Source organism: Sedimentibacter sp. (genome assembly GCF_038562225.1).
Lineage (GTDB): Bacteria > Bacillota > Clostridia > Tissierellales > Sedimentibacteraceae > Sedimentibacter.
Genome location: NZ_JBCFAS010000001.1, coordinates 478,589 through 496,586, shown reverse-complemented (window position 1 = coordinate 496,586; position 17,998 = coordinate 478,589). Strand labels below are relative to the sequence as shown.

At 39.7% G+C, this 17,998-nt stretch carries 12 protein-coding genes; all 12 read left to right on the top strand.

What is annotated here, in order from left to right:
* The first annotated feature begins 56 nt into the window (after window positions 1-56).
* The 12 genes from AAGU76_RS02295 to topA all read left to right on the top strand — a co-directional run bounded on the left by AAGU76_RS02295 (window position 57) and on the right by topA (window position 17,927).
* Complete coding sequence (locus AAGU76_RS02295) at window positions 57-2,246, top strand: S-layer homology domain-containing protein (protein ID WP_342483818.1); 2,190 nt, start codon at window positions 57-59, stop codon at window positions 2,244-2,246.
* A 244-nt stretch (window positions 2,247-2,490) separates the two neighbouring features.
* Window positions 2,491-4,260 (top strand): sigma 54-interacting transcriptional regulator, encoded by a 1,770-nt coding sequence (locus AAGU76_RS02290; RefSeq protein ID WP_342483817.1) that lies wholly within the window; start codon window positions 2,491-2,493, stop codon window positions 4,258-4,260.
* 346 nt (window positions 4,261-4,606) lie between these two features.
* Window positions 4,607-5,731: a tyramine oxidase subunit B gene (locus AAGU76_RS02285; RefSeq protein WP_342483816.1), complete on the top strand. Its 1,125-nt coding sequence runs from the start codon at window positions 4,607-4,609 to the stop codon at window positions 5,729-5,731.
* A gap of 181 nt (window positions 5,732-5,912) precedes the next feature.
* Window positions 5,913-7,277 carry a sodium/glutamate symporter gene (locus AAGU76_RS02280; protein ID WP_342483815.1) on the top strand — a complete coding sequence of 455 codons (1,365 nt, stop codon included), beginning with the start codon at window positions 5,913-5,915 and terminating at the stop codon, window positions 7,275-7,277.
* A 297-nt stretch (window positions 7,278-7,574) separates the two neighbouring features.
* Window positions 7,575-8,201: a metallophosphoesterase gene (locus tag AAGU76_RS02275; protein WP_342483814.1), complete on the top strand. Its 627-nt coding sequence runs from the start codon at window positions 7,575-7,577 to the stop codon at window positions 8,199-8,201.
* 45 nt (window positions 8,202-8,246) lie between these two features.
* Window positions 8,247-9,224 carry a hypothetical protein gene (locus tag AAGU76_RS02270; RefSeq protein ID WP_342483813.1) on the top strand — a complete coding sequence of 326 codons (978 nt, stop codon included), beginning with the start codon at window positions 8,247-8,249 and terminating at the stop codon, window positions 9,222-9,224.
* Window positions 9,225-9,291: 67 nt separating this feature from the next.
* The gene (locus AAGU76_RS02265) at window positions 9,292-9,756 is read left to right on the top strand and encodes a VOC family protein (protein ID WP_342483812.1); all 465 of its coding nucleotides are present in this window, start codon (window positions 9,292-9,294) and stop codon (window positions 9,754-9,756) included.
* A 77-nt stretch (window positions 9,757-9,833) separates the two neighbouring features.
* Entirely contained in the window at window positions 9,834-11,360 is a 1,527-nt protein-coding gene (locus AAGU76_RS02260; RefSeq protein WP_342483811.1) for a YifB family Mg chelatase-like AAA ATPase, read from the top strand.
* A gap of 1 nt (window position 11,361) precedes the next feature.
* Window positions 11,362-12,459 carry a DNA-processing protein DprA gene (gene dprA, locus AAGU76_RS02255; RefSeq protein WP_342483810.1) on the top strand — a complete coding sequence of 366 codons (1,098 nt, stop codon included), beginning with the start codon at window positions 11,362-11,364 and terminating at the stop codon, window positions 12,457-12,459.
* Between the two features lie 94 nt (window positions 12,460-12,553).
* Window positions 12,554-14,626: an MASE3 domain-containing protein gene (locus AAGU76_RS02250; protein ID WP_342483809.1), complete on the top strand. Its 2,073-nt coding sequence runs from the start codon at window positions 12,554-12,556 to the stop codon at window positions 14,624-14,626.
* A gap of 32 nt (window positions 14,627-14,658) precedes the next feature.
* Window positions 14,659-15,549, top strand: coding sequence for a PhzF family phenazine biosynthesis protein (locus AAGU76_RS02245; RefSeq protein WP_342483808.1), 891 nt, complete (start codon window positions 14,659-14,661; stop codon window positions 15,547-15,549).
* A gap of 185 nt (window positions 15,550-15,734) precedes the next feature.
* On the top strand, window positions 15,735-17,927 hold the full coding sequence (gene topA, locus AAGU76_RS02240; protein ID WP_342483807.1) for a type I DNA topoisomerase: 2,193 nt from the start codon (window positions 15,735-15,737) through the stop codon (window positions 17,925-17,927).
* Window positions 17,928-17,998 lie beyond the last annotated feature (71 nt).

The following is a 17,998-nucleotide window of genomic DNA, read 5'->3' as shown; positions in this document are numbered from 1 at the left end:
CTCTGATTTAAAGAATGTAGCTTAACAAACAAAAAATTTAAATGGAGGAAGATACTATGTGTAAAAAATTTATGCGTATAATTGCATTAACAATGATTGTTTTTCTATTACCATCAACTGCCTTGGCTGCAGCTCCGTCTCCAAAGGGAGATGAAATTACAAAGGCTGAATTTATCGCAATGATTTCTGATTTCTTTGCGTGGCCCCATCCTACAGAATACAATGACATATGGAAGGCTCCGCTAAAGCAATTCAATGATGTGAAAACATCTGATCAGTATGGCAAGCAAATTGAAACGGCTTATGAGGAAGGTATAATTGAACCGGATTCCAACGGCAACTTTAATCCCGACAGCGGTATCTCCCGTCAGGACGCCGCTGTTATATTCGTTAAGGCCTTTCACATAGCTCTATCAGACACGGAAACTTTTTTTGATGATAAGGATAGTATCAGCAAAGAAGCATTAGGAAGCGTTAACGCTTTAGTAGAATCAGGCTATATGGAAGGCAGAACACAAAAATTATTCATGCCTGATGAATTAATTAAAACAGAAGAAGCTGACAAAATATTCAAGAAGATTACAACCTCTATGGTTGCTCCCGTACAGGCACTACCAAAGAGAACAACGCTGGAAATTGATTTGCCGGAAGATCTGAACATAGCTCCAAGGAGATATATAAAGCTGTATACACCTACAGAAGGCGCTAAGATCTATTACGAAAAAGCTGCTTCATCTGAAGGCTGGCCGGAAGTTGAAGATCCCACCACAGACAGCGATGAATATGTCCTTGCAAAAGATGGGCATATTTCTGAATTGGTAGGTCTAAGGTCAGGAGAATTAGATGCCCCTGATAATTATGTTGTATACAAGGTGATTGCCGTTAAAGATGGTATGGTTAGTCCGGTTCAAACATTCAGATGGCATCTGTACCGTCCCATGGATGGGGAGTTCCAATACAATCAGATTAAGGAAAAAACCGAAAAAAGTCCTGCAGTATATGAAATCTTCAGGGATAACGAATCCGTCCGTGCAATGGCATGGTACATTGAAGGAGAAGACAGCGGAATAGTATTCGATGCATTACAGACTCCTGCAAATGTTAAAAATCTTAAAACTTTTATAGACGATAACTTGGCAACCAAGCCATATGTTTCAATCATAGGCCATGAGCATGGCGACCATGACGCACAAATACCGAACTTCCTGGATGGTGGCGTGGACGTATATCTGAATGAACGAGGATGGGCGTCAGTAGGCACAACAGGATTTGGAGGCGTTGTAACTACCCCGGAAGCACAGGCAAAAATTAAAAACGTTGAGGAAGGAGATTCGTTCGACCTTGGCGGAGGAACTGTATTTGAAGTGTTTGCCCTGCCGGGACATGCAAACGGTAATGTGGCACTGTATGACAGACAAAGCGGATATTTATTCTCTTCAGACTTTTATGGCTGCACACGTGCCGGTTCTGCAGATACAGTAGGTGTATCAGGAGTAAGGGCTGACCTTCTGCTTTCATTTGTACAGCAGGTATACAGCAAGTACACTAAAGACGAAGATGAGGTTAATGCGCTCTTCACAGGACATGACGAGTCTGAGCTTTCGGATAACAACCTGAAACTTTTTGAGGCAGCCTTACAGCAGGTTATAGATAACGGTGAAGCCGGATGTACACCATCTGTAAGAGGAAGCAATAACAGGACTACCATGATTGGTGACATGTATAAGGACGGAACCAATTGGATTGCATTGGAGCTGGGAGGCAAGATGGGTGATGATAGAGAATATCTGTCTTCGACAACAGATCTTAGCGCACTGCCTTACATGTCAGAACCGGAAAATGCCGGGCTTAACTACAATGGTGGCGGATATGTGAAATATTCTGTTCTTTCAAACATAGAAATTGAAGGAGGAGAACTGATCGGAAAGACAGTACAGTGGGCAAAAAATGTGAACCCGTTCCAATGGGCAGGGGAAACAACCACTGCAAATCCTTCCCTGGAAAACAGGTTCAATCCCTGGAGCTATGAATACACAATAATTGTACCGGGAGAAAATGACGAAATTACAATTATACCGACCACTATGTCCACTAAGGTCAAATCAATAAGAATAAACGGCAAGAAGGTGGATTACCGCTCGGAAAATATCCTTAAGGTTTCTGACGGCACAGTTATAACAATAGATATAACTGCACCGGATAAGGTTACTACAAGCACATATACCTTCACTGTTGAAAAAGAGTAACATGTTGTTTTAGTGAGTGCCTTGTATATCAGTTGATAATTGAAAATGAAATCAGCGCTGCTAAGCTGCTGACAGGTGTTGTTACACATCTGTCAGCAGTTTTTTAACTTCACAAGCTTCGTCATGATAAATCTAATTTATTTATTGAAAACGTCCAGGGAAAATGTTAACATAAAAATAATAAATGTACGCAATCATTATTAGTTCGTATTAAAAATAACTATGTTCCTAAAGGGGAAATACTATGACAATATTAATGGAACTGGAGAAAGACGTTAATGAAGTTGCTAAAGCTGTAGCAGCAGTTTTAAATGTAGATGTGGAAATTGTTGATACGGATCTTATTAGGGTAGCAGTTGTCGGAAAACTTGAGTATATGAAAGGAAAGAAGCTGTTTACTTCAGGATTTAATTACAGGCGGTCAATCAATACAGGAGAAAAGTACATTATAGATTTACCTGGAGAAATAAATCTTTGCAGGGGTTGTGAATGGTTTGGGAATTGCATTTACAAAACGGCTGTTTATGCTCCGATAAAAGGAAACAATGAAGTTGTAGGTGTAATATCATTAACGGCGTTTAATGAAGTGCAAGCTGACATTCTTAAAAGCAATATTGATGCCAACCTTTATTTTGTTGATAAGATGGCTAACCTAATTTACAGCAAGGTTATGGAAAAAAGGATGCTCAGGGAGATGATGATTATAAACGACAAGTTAAATCTGGTTATGAATTCTATAGACAGCGGCATCATAGCAACTGATTGTGAAGGAAGAGTTACTCACATTAATCAAATTGGTATGGAAAAACTAAAATTATCAAGTAAAGAAAATATCCTGGGCATTAAATTGGGAAGCATATTTCATTCTCTTCAATATGAAAAATTATTGGATTCCAAGAATGAAACGCAGAAATACCAGGAAGTATGCAGTTTAATTAATTCTAAACAAGATAAATATGTCGTTAACATCGGTAAAATATTCAGCAACAATAAGACGGAGGGTCTGGTTCTGTCTTTTGAAGGTTATAACAACGCAAAAAGCAGTGCATACACACTTGTAAATGGAGAAAAACCAATAAGTGCTGATGATATCATCAGTGTAAGTGAATCTATGAAGCAAGTAAAAAATATGGCACTGAGAGTTTCACAAAGCAACTCATCCGTTATGCTTGTAGGTGAAACGGGAACCGGAAAAGAAGTGTTCTCCAGAGCTATCCACTACCATAGCTTAAGAAAAGACAAGCCTTTTGTTACGATAAATTGCAGCGCCATACCAGACTCATTGATAGAGAGCGAATTATTTGGATACGATAAGGGTGCGTTCACAGGTGCCAATAAACTTGGAAAACCCGGAAAGTTTGAAATTGCCAATGGTGGTACTATATTCCTGGATGAAATTGAAGCGATGCCATTATATATGCAGCCTAAAATACTTAGGGTTATTCAAGAAAAGGAAGTTATAAGAGTTGGATCCAATGAAACTGTGCCTGTTGATGTGAGAATTATTTCTGCGACAAATATTGATTTGGAAAAGTCTATTGCAAAAGGTGAGTTTCGAGCAGATTTGTATCATAGATTGAATGTTATACCGATAATAATTCCGCCTCTGAGAGAACGAAAAGATGATATTATTTTATTGGCCGACCATTTTATTGATAAGATATCAAGGGCAATGGGAAGAAAAATAAATGGTATAGATAAGGAAGTTGAGGAACTTTTTTTAGCTTATGGTTGGCCAGGGAATGTAAGGGAATTAAAAAATGTAGTCGAATTTGCCATAAACCTTGAAGATAGTCAACAAATTACAATCAATAACATTCCATCATATATAAAGGATTTGAATGAGCCTTATGAAAACAATGAAGATAACGAGAAGACGTTAGAAGAAATAGAAAATTATGTGGTTAAAAAAGCATTGGATAAATATGGCTGGAATGAAAGCGGAAGGATTCTTGCAGCAAAAAAATTAGGCATAAGCAGGGCTACAATTTACAGAAAAATAAAGAATTTGTAATTTAAAATGTTAAAATGTCTCTTCAATTCAAGTACATATCAATTTGAGATTCAAGTATCAATTTGAGATATAAAAAATATATTTAAATTCCAATATTTTAATATGAACAATTAATTACAATATATCAACTTGAGATAAAAACTAATTCTTAAATTTCATGAATTAGTTTTTTTGAATATCAGCAAATATGTATTTTATCAATATATATTGAAATTTAAACATTTTTACCTTTTATAACTTATATGTCTTCTTTTTGTACTTATTGGTATAGTATTTGCTACTAATGAGTTATAAGAACCTCTTATAGAGATTTGAGGTAAATATAAGTTATTATGGAGGTATTACTATGAAAGGTAAAAGAACAACTTTTCTCTATTTATCAGAACCGGACATGATCAAAGCAGGAGTGCTTGATGGTAAACAATGTGTTCAGGCAATCGATGACATGTTTAAGGTAGTAGGAGAAGGCGATTATATCATGGGAGGCTTGAGTGGAAATGAGCATGGTCAGAGAATATTCTTTCCGCCTGAAAAACTGTTCCCTAATATGCCTGTTGCAGGTCCTGATCGCCGTTTCATGGCCATGGTAGCATACCTGGGCGGTAAGTTCAATGTTTGTGCAGAAAAGTGGTATGGTTCTAACATTGAAAACAGCAACCGAGGTCTTCCGAGATCCGTCTTGGTTGTTGTATTAAATGATGTTGAAACTGGTGAGCCACTGGCATTCATGTCAGCCAATCTTCTCAGCGCAATGAGAACAGGTGCAGTTCCGGCAGTCGGTGCAAAGTATCTGGCAAGTAAAAATGCTAAAACTGCTGCCTGCATAGGTGCAGGTGTTATAAGCAAGGCTACGATAACCTGTATGAAAGCTGCTCTTCCTGAACTGAACAAAGCTTTAGTTTATGATTTAATCACGGAAAAATCAAAAGCTTTTTGTGAAGAAATGAGTGAAAAGCTGGGATTCCAATTTGAAGTTGCCAATTCCATGGAGGAAGCAGTTAGAGCAGCAGACGTAATTACCATTGCGACAGCTGGAAGCACCAAGCCTATACTAAAAAAAGAATGGGTTAAGCCAAATGCATTTATTGCCACACAAGGCACAGCTGACATTCCTGATGACTTATTTACTTCTTCGCATATTGTATTTGATGAAATGAAAATGCATAAGTCCTGGAAAGAAGAAGAGGAATCAATTCCCGAGGAAAAGGCTTCAATGCGTTTGGGTTTTCCGGGGGCTGGAGTATTTCGCTTATGCGATGAAGGTAAGATTAATATGTCAGATGTTCGAGATCTGAGTAAAATAGCATTTGGAACATCAGAGGGAAGAGCTACTGAAGATGAAAGATTCATATTAATAATAGGCGGAATGCCTGTAGAAGATGCTGCATGGGGTCGCGTTCTTTATGATAATGCCGTTGAAATGGGAATAGGACAAGAATTGGTTCTATGGGACGAACCTCACTGGAGATAGTGCATGTAATGTATTGAAAGAAACTAAACTTCGCATAGATCAAAATGTATGACATTATTTATAAAATTGTAGTTCTTATATTGTTACGGGTACATTCCAAAACGTGCGAAGTTCTTTCTATTGTTGTAATAAGTATGTGAGAAATTTCGAAGGTAGTATAAAATAATTAGGAGGTTTAGAAATGCAAATGAGTTTTTGGACTGTCATCCTTGATTTTGGTTTAATGAGTGGCTTAATTCTAATCGGACAATTATTAAGAGCAAAAATTAAATTTATTCAACAATTATATTTGCCAGCATCTTTAATTGCAGGTTTTATAGGTCTTGTCTTCGGTCCGAACGGACTGAAATTGATACCATTTTCCACATTTTTCGGAAGCTATTCGGGTGTATTGATTGTTCTGGTTTTCGCTACATTGCCCATCGGGCAAGAAAAAGTTGACCTAAAAGAATCAAAAGAAGGAATCGGCAATATGTGGGGATATAGTTTGCTTACCTATGTAGGACAATATCTATTTGCATTACTCTTGGGTATTATTATATTTGTTCCTATATTTAAAACACACCCAGGCTTTGGATATATGTTGCCGGCTGGTTTTGTTGGCGGGCATGGAACTGCAGCAGCAGTAGGTACTGCATTTGCAGGATTAGGATGGGATGAGGCTACATCATTGGGAATGACTTCTGCGACTGTAGGTATTTTATCAGGGCTAATCGTTGGTATCATATTAATCAAGAGAGCAACAAAACGAGGTGATACGAATTATATAGGAGATTTTGAAAGCTTACCAAACAGTTTCAGAACAGGATTATTGCAGGATGAAGAACGACCTGTAATGGGTAAGGAACCGTTCTCAACAATATCAGTTGATCCTCTGGCTATGCATTTTGCCCTGATACTGTTCGTAAGTATATTGGCTAAGTACCTTGCGAATTTTATTCTAAGCATAAATCCGAAAATAAATTTACCGATATTTACGCTGGCTGTTATTGTTGGTTTTATCCTACAGGCAATTCTCAACAAAACCGGTGGCAGTAAGTATGTAGATAAAAGAGTTATTACAAGAATAGGCAGCACATGCACAGATTACCTGGTTGGTTTTGGCGTTGCTTCTATACAATTAGGCATAGTAGTAAAATATGCTATACCTCTAATAATCTTGTTTGCCCTTGGAATAGCATATAATATCTTTATGGTATTGTTTTTGGCACCCAGGATGTTTAAAAAATGTTGGTTTGAAAAAGGCATTTATACCTTTGGATGGGCTTCAGGAGTTACAGCAATAGGGATAACGTTATTGAGAATTACAGATCCGGAATTTAAGAGTAAGACTCTTGATGACTTTTCTTTAGGATATTTGTTTGGAACCATGCCGGCAGAATTGATATTAGTCAGTATAACACCTATATTGATTAATGAGGGGATGACAATCCAATTAATATCAGTATTGGCTGCATTGATAATTATTATATTACTTATCAGCTGGAAACTGAAATGGTTTTATTCAAAGCAGGGAAAACGTTCGAACAAATATGTAGAAAGCTAGATAATATATCTATTATGAATTTTATTGTTAAAAAAGAATCTGTCTCCAGATTCTTTTTTAATGAACTGAAGTCGATAAAATAATAAAACATGTAAGTTTACAGTAATTATAACTTAAAGACTTAAGGGTACTTGTTTTAATTGTATATATTTTGGTATAATAAATTATATGCATGGCGATAGTCAAGTATATAGAAATAATAATTGATTCATAAATAATAACTAGATTATAACATACAGGTAGCACCATAGACTAAATGTTGAGGAATACGTTATTCAATGTATGGGAGGATACAGCATGAAATTTATAAAAAATATCTGCATAGATTTTTTATCAGTATTAAATTATCCCTGTATTTCAAAGGAACTAACAGAAAATTTAAAAGGACCCATATTGCTGCATATAAGCGATACTCCGGTGGATATCTACCGGTATATTTTTAGAATAATTGATATTCTGAAGCCTCAATATATTATTCATACTGGTGATATGGCAGACAATATCAAGCTGGAGATTTACAAGAGCAAAATGGACTTCTACCAAAGAGGCGTTGCAAAGCTGATTAATGGTTTGGAGAAAAATGAACATTCAAAAGTATATTATGTATTGGGTAACCATGATGATTACGAAACTGTCAGCAAGCTGACCAGGAGAGGCATAATCCTTCAGGAGGGCATCCTAAGTATTGATAGCTGCAGCCTCAATGTAAGTCATTACTACAGAGATCATATCAATAATGTGGATTTCAATCTTTACGGCCACAGCTTTGACCCAGGACATCATAAGAAAGATGATACTGTTGGCCTGAATGGATTGTTGAATATCAACATAGTTGATTTATCAAATAAAAGGGTATTCCATCTGGATTATCCTGCAGGAACAAACACATCAAGAGGTATGGAATTAAAAAGAATCGGGTTATAAAGAAAGGGGATACGTATGCTGCTATTCAGGATGGGGGCGCGCTGTTTGTTTATTAGAACTGAAAATGTTGATGAGATAACAAGGTTTTTAAAAGTAAATCTCCACGGGGAAGAGACAGAATTCAAAAAAGGGTTAGGAAGGGCATCTGAGAATAGTTCACTATGCTTTCTAACGGATATTAATCTTGAAAAGACATGTGTTGAGGATGCAAAAAAAATTGTGCATATCAACGATGTTGCTTCGGTGATACTATCTTCGATTATAAACAATCATGTGTGCAATCTTATACAAAAGGTTGACATGGGTCCGTCATCAATAGTCATGCGCATTGCCGGAAATGAACAAAAATTAATAGAAACGCTGAAGGATGCTTTTGCTGGCAGGGAAGTTGACTGGATAGATGGAATCAGGTTAGGAGAAAAGGATGATACTATCATAGCTTTCACGAACAAGACAATCAGCGACTCAGTTGATTCATCTGATTTTCTCGATACAAAGCTTTTAATATCGCAGCCGGCCAAGGAAGTTCAGGGAAGACTCAGAGTGGAAGGGCTCAGGTATATCACTCAGAATTTAAATGATAGTCAGTGGTATGAGCTTCGTATTAACATTTATGATTCTTACGGTAAATATAAGGAGCACTATGATAGGCTTATGTTTGTGCTTTCTAAGCTGGAGATAGGCATGATTCTGGGAGAAAGCTGGACTAAGGATCACGCGGTTATTCTATACTCGGTTCTGACCTACCAGGTGAGGCTGTTTACATTTTTTACGCCTCAGGAAATCAAAACTATTTTGGTGGCGTTGGAATTTACAGCCGAAGGCAAGAGATTGGTAGATTTTGACTTGTACTACAAGAATAAAAAAATATACTGGTATGATGTCAATCAAAACAAGGGAAGAAAAACGAAGTCAGAGGAATCAAAAATCTACAGGCAAAATCTGTATGAAAAACTTAAGCCGGAGGATGTAGAGACATTGGAGCACATGGAAAAATCCATTATACATGCAGATATTACATAAAAATTATGCATCCTCGTAGGCATTGCATGCATGATTGAAAATAGAACTATTTTAAATAGGAGGTAAAATGAAAAAGCTGGTTCCGTCACTATGGTTTGGTGATAATAACTGTGAAGAAGCAATCAATTATTATGTGAGTGTATTCCCTGATTCTGAAATAAGGAGTATCGCAAGGTATCCTGATGAGAAGCTTGATGAACGTTTTAATGGTATGGCCGGTAAAATAATCACTGCTGAGTTTACGCTTAAAGGACAAAAGTTTCTTGCGTTGGACGGAGGTCCATATTTCCATTTCAACGAAGCCATATCAATAACAGTAGAATGTGAAGACCAAAAAGAGATAGACTACTTCTGGGATAAGTTGTCACATGTAAAAGACGCAGAGCAATGCGGATGGGTTAAGGATAAGTTTGGTCTTTCCTGGCAGATAGTCCCTTATAACATGGGAGAGTTGATAAAGACAGATGCACAGACGCAGGCAATGATGAAAATGAAAAAAATAATTATTAAGGAACTTGAGGATGCAGAATAGCATCAGGAGATTAACCAGTCGTTTCTTAAAAGCTGAAAATATTACATACGAAAAAAATTCCTGCCCAGGAGGTTGCCATGCTTTCCAAAATCAAGACATGTGTTTTGTACGGGCTGGAAGGTTATGCGGTTGACGTTGAAACAGATCTTTCAGGAGGCCTTCCAAGCTTCAGCATCGTAGGATTGCCTGATATATCAATAAAAGAATCGAAAGAGAGGGTACGTTCGGCCATTAAGAACAGCGGCTTTAGCTTTCCTGTAAGCCGCATTACCGTAAACCTGGCTCCAGCAAACCTGAAGAAGGAAGGAAGCCAGATTGATTTGCCCATAGCTGTTGGAATCTTATGTGCCAGCAGGACAACTAACTGCGATAACCTTGAAAGCACATGCATCATAGGAGAGCTTTCCCTGGACGGAAAGATTACCGGCGTGGAAGGAGCACTTCCCATGGTTATTTCCATGCGCAACAGCAATTTAGAAAGAATGATAATACCATCTGAGAATAAAAAGGAGTGCGGAGCTGTTGAGGGAATAAAAATAATTCCTGTTGACAGCTTAAATGAACTGGCTGATTACATTGACGGAAGAATTGAAATCCAGCCATACAGCTGCAGGTACGATATTTCTGACCCTGAAGAAACATTTAGGGAGGATTTTTCCGAAATCAAGGGACAGCCTGCCATGAAAAGAGCTGTTGAGATTGCCGCAGCCGGAATGCACAACGTGCTTCTTCTTGGTTCACCGGGCTCAGGCAAGACAATGATAGCCCGAAGAATACCATCAATACTTCCCGATCTTGACTTTGAAGAATCCCTCGAGGTCACCAAAATATACAGCATATCCGGTCTTTTGGCGGACAAGTCCCTCATGCGCAAAAGACCGTTTCGTTCACCACATCATACCTCATCCCGAATCGCCATGGCAGGAGGCGGCCCAAAACCAAGTCCCGGCGAAGTGTCACTGGCCCACTGCGGTGTCTTGTTCCTTGATGAGATTCCAGAATTCCCTAAAAGCGTAATAGAAGTTTTAAGACAGCCCATGGAAGACGGAAAGATATCCATATCCAGGGCCAGCGGTTCATTTACATTTCCTGCAAGTTTCATGATGGTAGCTTCCATGAACCCCTGTCCGTGCGGATACCTGGGAGATCCGACCCATGAATGCACCTGTTCAAGAAGCCAGATAGAAAAATATCTGGGTAAAATATCGGGACCGCTTATAAACCGAATTGACATTCAGGTTGAAGTGTCTCCCGTAAGGTATGATGACTTGAAAAACGCTTCGGCTGAGGAAACATCCTCTGACATTAAAAAAAGGATTGTGAAGGCCAGGGAAGTACAAAAGAGCAGGTACAAGGACATAGGCATTCTCACAAACTCTCAGTTGGGTAGTAAGCATCTGCAAAAATACTGCAGGACAAACAGGGAATCGGACATACTGCTGAAGGATGCTTTTGAAAACCTTGGATTAAGCGCCAGGGCATACAACAAAATATTGAAGGTCGCCAGAACCATAGCAGACCTTGCAGGATCAGAAAACATCCAGACAGGGCACATTGCGGAAGCCATTCAGTACAGAAGCCTTGACAGGAAATACTGGAGGTAGTATGGATAGTCTGAATATCAATCAAAAGGCCATCGCCTGGCTTAATTCGGCAAAGGGAGTTTCCAACGGAAAAATTGGGAAGATACTGGAGTATTTTGGCGGCAGCACCTTGGATCTGTGGGAGAATTTTGAAAAGGAAAAATCAAGACTGAAGCTTGGTGACGAAATCATTAGCTCCTTGTCAATGGCACGTGACGGCTTTGAGGAAATGTTTCTAAAAAGGATGAACCGCGAAAAAGTCAGGGCAGTGACCCTATTTGATGAAGATTATCCTCATAAGCTTAAGGAAACGGCCGGAGCGCCTTTCATTTTGTACTACAAGGGAAAGTTGGATGAAATAAACAACATTAGCATTGCTGTTGTCGGCTCCAGGAAAGCAACGGGCTACGGCAAGTGGGCGTCCGAAAAGTTCACAGGTGAGCTTTCACAGCTTGGGGTCAATATTGTCAGCGGCCTTGCTTACGGAATAGATGCTGTGGCACACAAAACAGCATTAAAGTGCGGCGCCTTGACATTCGGAGTAATAGCTTGCGGCATAGATGTGGTATATCCCAGAGCCAATGAAGGGCTGTACAGGGAGATTGAAGAAAAGGGCGCGGTCATAACAGAATACACTTTCGGCATGCAGCCCATGCCCAATAATTTTCACGACCGTAACCGCATCATAAGCGGCCTGTCGGACGGAGTTCTTGTGGTTGAGGCTCAGGAAAGAAGCGGGACTCTCATCACTGCCGGACATGCTGCAGACCAGGGAAGGGAAATATTTGCAGTTCCGGGCAACATTGACAGCCTTTACAGCAAGGGAACCAATGCTCTCATAAGGGACGGGGCTAAAATAACAACGTGCATAGATGATATAATTGAGGAAATAGTAGAACTGAAGGAAAAGCTTGCTCAAAACAAAAAAACTAAAGACTTCAGTTCCTTAAGCGACGATGAAATGAAAATAATAACCTGCCTTTCATCCGGGGAGAAGTCGCTTTACGAACTGAGTGTTCAGACCGGTCTGGATATACCGCTAATGCTTGGTATCTTGACCTTTCTTGAGATGAAGTGCTTCGTGTGTCAGATGACCGGAAACAGGTTCAGGCTAAGCTGATTAGATGTCAATTTACAGTAATCATCTTGAGATGTACAGTTATTGTTAATTGTGGTATAATTAATCATCATTACATCGTTGGGGGAAAAGCCAATTGCAACTAAACGAATTATCATACAGTAAGACATTCAGAGCTTTATTTCAAAAGGACAGCGCAGCAAGAGCAGCTTCCTCAATAATTTTAATTTCTTCACTGTACCTGCTCAGGTACAATGACTTCCAGATGTTTCACATCGCCGTGGAAATTTTCAGCGCTGTGGTGTCCTTCGGAATTTTCATGTTTTCCATGAATTCATACAGCATTTCAAGTAACGATTACTTTAAGTTCATTGGAGTCGGGTATTTGTTTGTGGGAATGCTGGATATTTTTCACGTTTTTTCCTATGAAAGCATGCAGATATTTCCGAATGCATCGCAAGACATGGTTTCTAGGTTTTGGCTTGCTGCAAGAACATTCGAGGTTGCCACTGTTTTATTGTCCAACTTGTTCTTGACGGGAAAAATCAGGAGGCCAAGATATCCCTTGATTCATTTTTTGTTCCTTTTCTTTTTTGTTATTGTATTTGCTGAAGCTGTGTACCTTAATCTGCTTCCGTCATCCTGGGATAGCGGACAGACAAGGTTCAAGCTATTTAGCGAATATATAATAACTTTGGGATTTACCGCCGGTGTTGTCATGTGCTACAGGTCCAGGCACCTTATGGATAGAGAGTTATTTTACTACATGATGATTTCCCTGGCTCTGAAGGTGGTCTACGAAGTGTGCATCTTTAAATTTATTAATAACAGGGACATGATGTTTGCAGTGGGGCACATTGTTAAGGTCATTTCATTTCTTTTTATGTACCGCGGAATTCTTGTGACCGGTATAAAAAGACCCTATGATAAGCTGGTAAACAACCTTGACGAAGAGGAAAGCTTCCGCAGGAACATGGAGGAAGCGATCCATCTAAGTGACAAGTGCTATGACATACTCATAAATCGTTCGGGCGACGGCATCATAATTCATACAAGAGACACCATAATTTTTGCAAATGATACAGCGGCTAAAACAATCGGTGTAGGGGCGGCCGCAGATATCATAGGAAAGAAAATTTGGGATGTGGTTCACTATGAATGCTCTGAACAAATAATGGATAGATTCATGAAAGTCCGTGAAGAAAAGACAAGCCTTCCTTTCATGAATGTAAAGCTCATAAGTCCTGAGGGTTTAAGCATTGAAGGAGAACAATGCTGCAACTACATAATGTACAGGGGTCAGCCGGCCATACTGACCATTCTCAGAGGATTTAGCTACCAGGAAAAAATAAATTTACTGAAAAAGGATATTGCTGCCAGTGAAAAGAAACTTGAAAAATCCAATGAGTACAACATGCTTCTCACAGAATTCTTTACGAACATATCTCATGAGCTTAAAACACCCCTTAACATAATACTGGGTTCCATACAGCTTTTAGAGCTTCCTTGCAGCGATAAGCTTTCTTATGAATATGAGGAAAAGCATTCAAGATATCTTAAGATAATGAAACAAAACTCCTACAGGCTCATCCGCCTCATAAACAACCTTATAGACATTTCCAAGTATGACACAAATTATCTGAAGCTTGACAGGCGCAACTGCGACATGGTAAGTATTGTAGAGGACATAGTGCTGTCAGTGGTAGACAGCTTCAGGTCAAAGGGTGTTAACGTCATATTTGATACAGACACTGAAGAAAAGATTATGGCTGTGGATGAGGATAAGATTGAAAGGATAATATTGAATCTTCTCTCCAATGCCGTAAAGTTTACTAATGACGGAGGACAAATATTTGTTAATTTTGAGGACCATGAAGATTTTGTAAGAATCATGTTTAAAGACACGGGCATCGGTATTCCGGAAGATAAGCTTGACATCATATTTGACAGGTTCGGACAGGTTGACAGGTCCATGACCCGCAACAGAGAAGGCAGCGGCATAGGTTTATCGCTGGTTAAAGCCATCGTCCAGATGCACGGAGGAACGGTTAGTGTAAAAAGCACAGTGGGAGTTGGCAGTGAGTTTACGGTTGAGCTTCCTGCAGTGCTGGCTGAAGAAGAATATAACACTGAGGCCATTGCCATAACCTGTGACAGCAATATGGACAAGATAGACATAGAGTTCTCGGATATTTACTCCGTGGACTAAATTATATTAATTTTATGAATGAGGGGATTTATATGAAATTTTACATTGTAGATGCATTTGCAGACAAACTGTTTGGAGGAAATCCGGCAGGAGTGGTTCTTATTGATGAAGGTATGGATTTTCCGAGGGATGAAATTATGGTTAGTACGGCTGCAGAGCTTCGTTATTCGGAAACAGCATTTGTGAGACAAACAGATGACAGGGAGTTTGTCATAAGATACTTTACTCCGGAAGCAGAAGTGGACCTTTGCGGTCACGCTACCATCGGTTCCTTTTGCGCTCTTAAGGACATGCAAAAAATTGCGAAAGGAACGTGCAAATGTGTGACAAAGGCTGGAATTCTCAACATCAGCGTGCTGGAAAACGCTGTGCTCATGGATATGGGAACTCCCAAGCTTATTGATAAAATCACAGACGTTAACGGGCTTAAGGAACTTTACGGCATCATGGGAATCGATTATGAACACCAGGGCGACGTTTCTGACGTGCCGGGCATTTTTCTCTTGCCGGAAATGGTTTCCACTGGTCTTCCGGACATCATGATGCCTGTTGGCAGCATCGAGGACCTTCAAAGCATACGACCTGACTTAGAAAAGCTTTCAAAGCTGTCAGAACGCTACGGTGTTGTGGGCGTTCATGCCTTCACCCTGAATGCCGGGGATAATAAAATTCACTGCCGGAACTTTGCCCCTCTTTACGGCATCGACGAGGAGGCTGCAACAGGCACATCCAACGGGGCACTAACATACTACCTGTACAGGAACAATATTATTAATGAAGGAACAAAGAACACGTTCATACAGGGTGAAGCCATGGGAAGACCTTCAAGAATAAGCAGTCTGCTCACAGTTTCAGACAGCCATATGAGAATCCAGGTAGGCGGAGAAGCTGTTGTTCTTGCCAGCGGAGACATCAGGATTTAACTACAGTTAAGGCGGTCAACGGACTTAATAATGAAAAAATGATGATTGTGATAACTTCATTTATTGTACTATATGAAATTTTTCATTATTGATAGACTATTGACAAATAAAAAAATGTATTATATGTTATATTAGAATTGTACGAAATTTGCATAAAATTTGGCGTACGAGGTATTGGAGGAAACATGAATAATTTGTTGATAGTTGAATCTCCCGCTAAGGCAAAGACAATAGGTAAATTTCTAGGGAAAAACTACACGGTCAAAGCTTCTGTCGGACATGTGAGAGATTTGCCAAAAAGTAAGCTTGGCATTGATGTTGAAAATAATTTTGAACCAAATTACATCACCATCAGGGGAAAAGGTGATGTAATAAAGGAACTAAAAAAAGAAGCCAAGAAGGCTGACAATGTGTTTCTGGCAACAGACCCTGACCGTGAAGGCGAAGCCATTTCATGGCATTTGGCGAAAATACTCAACCTTGACGAAAGCAAGGAAATCAGAATAGAATTTAATGAAATTACGAAGGATGCAATAAAGAAGGCAAGCAAGAATCCAAGAAAGATAAACCTGGATCTCGTGGATGCCCAGCAGGCCAGAAGGGTGCTGGACAGACTGGTTGGCTACAACATCAGTCCTCTTTTGTGGAAGAAAATCGAGAAGGGCTTAAGTGCCGGAAGGGTTCAGTCGGTTGCCCTTAAACTTGTTATAGACAGGGAAAGGGAAATAATGGACTTTGTTCCAGAGGAGTACTGGACACTTGAACTTGAGGTAAAGAAGTCCAAGAAGAAATTTTCAGCCAAGTATGTGGGAACATTGATTGAAGACAAGGTCAGCAAGGTTAAGATAAAAAACGAGGAAGAAGTAAATTCCATACTGTCAGTACTGGACAAGAGCAAAATTGCTGTCTACAAAACTGAGAAAACAAAGAGCTATTCCAAGCCAAGCGCTCCTTTTACAACAAGCACCCTGCAGCAGGAAGCCAACAGGCGTCTTAATTTTCCTGCCAAGAAGACAATGATGATTGCCCAACAGCTTTATGAAGGCATCAACATAAAGGGAGAAGGAAGCGTCGGTCTTGTTACTTACATAAGAACAGACTCCTTCAGACTCTCTGATGAAGCAGTGAATAGCGCCAAAGAGTATATTCTGTCCAATTACGGCGAAAAATACTACATGAGCAGGGTTTTCACCAAGTCAAAGAAAAATGAAAACAAGGTTCAGGATGCCCATGAAGCCATAAGGCCAACCTATGTTACAAAAAATCCTGACCACATCAAGGACAGCCTCACTTCTGACCAATACAAGCTATACAGCCTCATTTGGAAACGATTTGTGGCATGCCAGATGGCTGATGCCGAATTCGATGTAACAAAAGCGCTGTTAAACGGCAACGGCAACATTTTCGAATCAAGCGGAAAGTCGCTGGTTTTTGATGGTTATAAAACAGTTTACAAGTATTCGGACGAATCAGAAAGTAAACTTCTGCCGGAACTTGAAAAGGATGAATTGCTTGACATAACAAAAATTGACCCTGAGCAGCACTTCACTCAGCCTCCGGCACGTTACACCGAAGCAAGCCTCATTAAGGATCTTGAGGAGCGCGGCATCGGAAGGCCCAGCACCTACGCACCTACAATCACCACCATCACCAGCAGGGAATACGTTGTGAAGGACAAGGGATATCTGTTTCCAACAGACATGGGATTTCTTGTAACAGAAATGATGGAGAAATATTTCTCCAAAATTATGAATGAGAAATTTACTGCAGACATGGAAAACAACCTTGATGAAATTGCATCGGGAAAAGTTGAATGGCACGATGTAATAAAAGAATTCTACAAGGACTTCAAAACGGAACTTGATGTTGCCGAGAAAGAAATGGAAGAAATAGAAATCAAGGACGAAGTCAGCGATGTAAAATGCGAAAACTGCGGAGAGTTCATGGTTGTAAAAAAGGGAAGGTACGGAAAGTTTCTGGCATGTCCAAATTACCCTGAGTGCAAGAACACGAAGCCGTTAGGCGGAAAGGATGCAGCCGAGGAAACGGATGAGGTGTGCGAATTGTGCGGTTCCAAGATGCTCAAGAGAAAAGGAAGATACGGTGAGTTTCTTGCATGTTCCAATTATCCGTCCTGCAAGAATACAAAGCCCATAATAAAGACCATAGATGTGGACTGTCCGAAGTGCGGTGGAAAGATTGCGGTTAAATACTCCAAGGCAGGAAGGCGGTTCTATGGCTGCACCAATTATCCACAGTGCAACTTCATATCATGGCTTGAACCTTCAGGTCAGAAATGTCCAAAGTGCGGCGAAATTATGGTCGTTAAGGACAACAAGATTGTGTGCACTAATAAAAACTGCAAAAACGAGGGATAATATTTCCGTCTTAAGGAATGCAGCCGGCATGCTCAGTCTGTTTACAATGGAAAGAGACTGAAGATTTTGCT